The following is a 3,763-nucleotide window of genomic DNA, read 5'->3' as shown; positions in this document are numbered from 1 at the left end:
AGGGGATCGCTGTTCTTACGCTCTTTAACCTTGTCCAGGGCGCCATAAACGATACGCTCGGCAACGGCTTTCTTACCGCTCTCCATCACGTGGTTCATGAACTTGGCCAGGATTTGGCTTCCGTATTTTGGATCGTCAAGCACTTCGCGCTTGGCTGCTACACGACGTCTTGGCATTTGATAAGCCCTCAAACGGTCTTCAGGTTAGCCCGGGACTGCATCGTTAGATGGATGCCCGACCTTACTCTTATCGACTCAGATAAATAAAAAACTGCAATTCGGTGCACGCACCGGGTACTTCAGACGCCTATTACTTCGGACGCTTGGTACCGTACTTCGAACGACCCTGCTTACGGTCTTTAACGCCGGAGGTATCCAGCGAACCGCGCACGGTGTGATAACGCACACCTGGCAAGTCTTTTACACGACCGCCGCGAATCAGTACGACGCTGTGCTCTTGCAGGTTGTGGCCTTCACCGCCGATGTACGAGGAAACCTCGAAACCGTTGGTCAGGCGCACACGGCATACTTTACGCAGTGCCGAGTTAGGTTTTTTCGGCGTAGTGGTATACACGCGAGTGCACACACCACGACGCTGCGGGCAGTTCTGCAGCGCAGGCACGTCGGATTTCTCGACGATGCGCTTACGCGGCTGACGTACCAGCTGGTTGATAGTTGCCATCTTAAGCTCCACTGTTGTCTTGCGACGCTATTGCCCTACAAACAAAATGGCAGAGCACGTGCCCTGCCAAATTTAGGGGTGCATGAGTCTAAAGAGACTCACTGCCCCAGTCAAGACAAAGCCCCGCTAGCGAACTAGCGGGGCTTTGTACTTAATTACTGCTGGAGTTCAGCGCTTCGGTCAGTGCGGCTTCCACTTCACTGGCGCTGACACGTACCGGCTGAGCCGCTTCACGCTTGCGCTTGCGCTCGCTGTGATAGGCCAGACCGGTACCGGCTGGGATCAGACGACCCACAACCACGTTTTCTTTCAGGCCACGCAGGTAGTCGCGCTTGCCAGTTACAGCCGCTTCGGTAAGAACGCGGGTGGTTTCCTGGAAGGAGGCCGCCGAGATAAACGACTCGGTGGACAACGACGCCTTGGTGATACCCAGCAGAACACGGGTGTACTTGGCAACGAACTTGTCTTCTGCTGCCAGACGCTCGTTCTCACCCAGTACCGCGGTCAACTCCATCTGGTCGCCCTTGATGAAGGTGGAATCGCCCGACTCAGCCACTTCAACCTTGCGCAGCATCTGGCGCAGGATGGTTTCGATGTGCTTGTCATTGATCTTCACGCCCTGCAGGCGGTACACGTCCTGGATCTCGTTGACGATGTACTTGGCCAGCGCGCTGACACCCAGCAAACGCAGGATATCGTGCGGGTCGCTCGGACCGTCGGAGATAACTTCACCCTTGTTGACCTGTTCACCTTCGAACACGTTCAGGTGACGCCACTTCGGAATCAGCTCTTCGTACGGATCGCTACCGTCGTTCGGGGTAATGACCAGACGGCGCTTGCCCTTGGTCTCTTTACCGAACGCGATGGTGCCGCTGATTTCCGCCAGAATCGAAGCTTCTTTCGGACGACGCGCTTCGAACAGGTCAGCAACGCGCGGCAGACCACCGGTGATGTCACGGGTCTTCGAGGTTTCCTGAGGAATACGGGCGATAACATCACCGACCGCTACCTGAGCACCGTTCGCCACACCCACCAGGGCGTTGGCCGGCAGGAAGTACTGAGCCGGTACGTCGGTACCTGGCAGCAGCAGATCCTTGCCATCTTCGCCCACCATCTTCACCGCAGGACGAATGTCCTTGCCGGCAGCCGGACGATCTTTCGGATCGAGGACTTCGATGTTGGTCAAACCAGTCAATTCGTCAGTCTGACGCTTGATGGTGATGCCTTCTTCCATGCCCACGTAGGTCACGGTACCTTTCATTTCTGTCACGATTGGGTGGGTGTGCGGGTCCCACTTGGCGACGATTGCGCCAGCGTCGACCTTGTCGCCTTCCTTCACCGAAATCACCGCACCGTACGGCAGCTTGTAGCGCTCGCGCTCACGACCGAACTCGTCGGCAATCGCCAGCTCACCGGAACGCGATACCGCGATCAGGTTGCCGTCGAGGCGCTCAACGTGCTTCAGGTTGTGCAGACGTACAGCACCGCCGTTCTTCACTTGTACGCTGTCGGCAGCCGAGGTCCGGCTAGCCGCACCACCGATGTGGAACGTACGCATGGTCAGCTGGGTACCCGGTTCACCAATCGACTGAGCAGCGATAACACCGACCGCTTCACCAATGTTGATCTGGTGACCACGAGCCAGGTCGCGACCGTAGCACTTGGCGCAGATGCCGTAGCGGGTTTCACAGGTGATCGGCGAACGCACGATCACTTCATCGATGCTGTTCAGCTCGATGAATTCAACCCACTGCTCATCAACCAGAGTACCGGCTGGAACGATGACTTCTTCGGTGCCTGGCTTGAACACGTCACGGGCGATTACTCGACCCAGCACGCGCTCACCCAGCGGCTCAACTACGTCACCGCCTTCAATGTGCGGTGTCATCAGCAGGCCATGCTCAGTGCCGCAATCGATTGCGGTAACCACCAGATCCTGCGCCACGTCTACCAGACGACGGGTCAGGTAACCGGAGTTAGCCGTTTTCAACGCGGTATCCGCAAGACCCTTACGAGCACCGTGCGTCGAGATGAAGTACTGCAGAACCGACAGACCTTCGCGGAAGTTCGCGGTGATCGGCGTCTCGATGATCGAGCCGTCCGGCTTGGCCATCAGGCCACGCATACCGGCCAGCTGACGGATCTGAGCCGCGCTACCACGAGCACCGGAGTCAGCCATCATGTACATCGAGTTGAACGACTCTTGCTCGACTTCTTTGCCGTCGCGGTCGATGACTTTCTCTTTCGAGAGGTTGGCCATCATCGCCTTCGACACTTCGTCGTTGGCCTTGGACCAGAGGTCGATCACCTTGTTGTACTTCTCACCCTGGGTTACCAGGCCGGAGGCGTACTGCGATTCGATCTCTTTAACTTCCTCGGTGGCGGCGTCAATGATGCGCGCCTTCTCATCCGGGATAACGAAGTCGTTCACACCGATCGACACACCGGAGATGGTCGAATAGGCGAAACCGGTGTACATCAGCTGGTCAGCGAAGATCACGGTGTCTTTCAAGCCAACGGTGCGGTAGCACTGGTTGATCAGCTTGGAGATCGCCTTCTTCTTCATCGACTGGTTGACCACGTCATACGACAGGCCGTCCGGCACGATCTGGAACAGCAGCGCACGGCCGACAGTGGTGTCGACGATACGGGTGTTCTTGGTGATGCTGCCGTCGCGATCTTTGATCACTTCGTTGATGCGCACTTTTACCCGCGCATGCAGCGAGGCTTCGCCGCCACGGAAAACCCGGTCAACTTCCTGCAGGTCAGCGAATACGCGACCTTCGCCCTTGGCGTTTACCGCTTCACGGGTCATGTAGTACAGACCCAGTACCACGTCCTGAGACGGTACGATGATCGGCTCACCGTTGGCAGGCGACAGGATGTTGTTGGTCGACATCATCAGTGCGCGCGCTTCCAGCTGGGCTTCCAGCGTCAGCGGTACGTGCACAGCCATCTGGTCACCGTCGAAGTCGGCGTTGTACGCGGCGCAGACCAGCGGGTGCAGCTGAATCGCTTTACCTTCGATCAGAACCGGTTCAAACGCCTGGATGCCCAGACGGTGAAGGGTGGGTGCACGGTT

At 57.6% G+C, this 3,763-nt stretch carries 2 protein-coding genes and 1 pseudogene; all 3 read right to left on the bottom strand.

Going from position 1 to position 3,763, the window contains the following annotated elements; all coding sequences use genetic code 11:
• A pseudogene (locus tag Q8O69_RS02010) lies at positions 1-176 on the bottom strand (30S ribosomal protein S7); the annotation flags it as partial.
• A 133-nt stretch (positions 177-309) separates the two neighbouring features.
• Positions 310-681 carry a 30S ribosomal protein S12 gene (gene rpsL / locus Q8O69_RS02005; protein WP_003463319.1) on the bottom strand — a complete coding sequence of 124 codons (372 nt, stop codon included), beginning with the start codon at positions 679-681 and terminating at the stop codon, positions 310-312.
• Positions 682-832: 151 nt separating this feature from the next.
• Positions 833-3,763 (bottom strand): DNA-directed RNA polymerase subunit beta' (gene rpoC, locus Q8O69_RS02000; protein WP_305589236.1); only part of this gene is annotated, 2,931 nt, incomplete at its 5' end.

Source organism: Pseudomonas sp. (genome assembly GCF_030690725.1).
Classification (GTDB): Bacteria; Pseudomonadota; Gammaproteobacteria; order Pseudomonadales; family Pseudomonadaceae; genus Aquipseudomonas.
Note: the sequence above shows the minus strand (reverse complement) of the source record. Positions and strands in the feature narration are given on the sequence as shown.

Coding starts and splice junctions, on each gene's coding strand:
- rpsL (WP_003463319.1), bottom strand. CDS start 681: ATGGCAACTATCAACCAGCTGGTACGTCAGCCGCGTAAGCGCATCGTC.